A 1,749-nucleotide genomic window follows, 5' to 3' on the forward strand; every position below is an offset into this window, starting at 1 on the left:
GAAGATAGAGCGGCCAGATTGGAGGCGGGTCAGGGGGCGATCCGGCCCCTCGATGGCGATCAGGCGGCTCAGCTCGGCACCCGGCAACTCGAATTTACGCCAGATGGAATAGAGGGTTTCACCCGCTTGCACATCGTGTTGTAGCCAGGTGCCGTTGACCTTCTCTTCGACCGGCTTGGCTGCCGCAGGCGTACTGCCTGCCGCGCCATTACCGACAGTTAGAGCTTGAGCAGGCACGGCCAGCGGCACTTCCAGCGAGCCGGAAGGGGCGGCTTTGGGGGCGGACGGCGCTGGCTCCCAGGCCAGCACCAGCAGCCAGAGCGGGACCAGGATCAGCAGACCTATGGTGTTTTTGAGGGGCAGCGGGCTGGACAGCTTGAATTTGCCTGCTTTGGCATCCTGGCGGCCTTGGCCGAGGTTGCTCATCCCTTGGCCAAAACGTTGGCGCAGGGACAGGGTCGCGGCATTGATGCGATGGAGCAGGGATCCTTGTGATTCGTCTTGGCGACGCTGCTGGGCTCGTCTGTTATGGCCTCGTGGGCGACGGTCCGGGGTGGGCACGGCATTTACCTCTCACTACATTGCCTGCCATCAGGCAAATTCGTCGCCTATGGTAAACGGACTCGCCCCCGAGGGGGAGAGTCCTGAGGCGGAAAATTATCAGCTGAGACGAAATTGACCCAATAATTGCTGCAATTTGTCGGCCGCCTGACGCAAAGCCTGACTGGCTTTGGCCGTTTCGGTCGCATCCTGAGCAATGTCGTTGGCCAGTGCGTTGGTTTTTGACAGGTTGCCGGAGACGGTTTCTGAGACCGAGCTCTGCTCTTCGGCGGCGGAGGCGATCTGATAGGTCATGTCGTTGATGGTGGAGATGGCTTGGTAGATGCTGCCGAGCGCCTCTTCCGCCAGATCCGCCTCTCCCACCGCTTGATGGGTCAGCTGCTGGCTCTGGGTGATGGCGTTGACTGCATTGGTGGAGCTGAGGCGGATCTTCTCGATCAGCTCCTGGGTGTTCTGCACCGCCTGCTGGGTATTGCCCGCCAGTTTGCGCACCTCGTCGGCGACTACCGCAAAGCCGCGGCCCTGTTCGCCAGCCCGGGCTGCCTCGATGGCGGCGTTGAGGGCCAGCAGGTTGGTCTGATCGGCAATCCCCTGAATGACGGTGAGGATGCTGGTGATCTGGGCGCTGTCGTGGGCCAGCCCTTCCACCACTTCGGCCCCTTTACCGGCTTCCGCCGCGACCTTGTGCATCGACTGGATCACCTGCTGGAAGCGCTCTTTGCCCTGATCGGCAGCGCTTTGCGCCTGTTTGGCCGAGTCGGCGGTATTGTTGGCGTGGGTGGCGACCTCCTGACTGACGTAGGACATCTCCTGTACCGCGGTCAGCATCTGCTCCATCTCGGCCTGATGGTGCTGCAGATTGTTGTCGGTCTGACCGGCGATGCGGTCGGTATCACCGGCATAACGGTTCACCTCGCTGGCAGTCTTGAGCACATCCCCGAGCAGCCCTTGCAGCTTGTCGATAAAGCGGTTGATCCCCTTGGCGAGATCCCCCAGCTCGTCGACAGATCGGGTTGCGAGACGTTTGGTGAGATCCCCTTCACCATCGGCAATGTCATCCACCAGGCTGACCATCTGACGGATGGGGCCAGTGATGCTGCGGGCAATCACCAGCATGGTGGCCAGCGCCAGTACCAGTACGATAAAGGCACCCACCAATTGCTGGGTCACCGCGGCTCGGTTCATCTC

2 protein-coding genes are annotated in these 1,749 nt (G+C 61.5%); both read right to left on the reverse strand.

Features of this window, described 5'->3' with window-relative positions:
• Positions 1–561 (reverse strand): LysM-like peptidoglycan-binding domain-containing protein (locus DBR30_RS17820; RefSeq protein ID WP_258224487.1); only part of this gene is annotated, 561 nt, incomplete at its 3' end.
• A 99-nt stretch (positions 562–660) separates the two neighbouring features.
• Positions 661–1,749 (reverse strand): methyl-accepting chemotaxis protein (locus tag DBR30_RS22505; RefSeq protein ID WP_258224488.1); only part of this gene is annotated, 1,089 nt, incomplete at its 5' end.

Source organism: Aeromonas sp. HMWF017 (assembly GCF_003061465.1).
Classification (GTDB): domain Bacteria; phylum Pseudomonadota; class Gammaproteobacteria; order Enterobacterales; family Aeromonadaceae; genus Aeromonas; species Aeromonas veronii.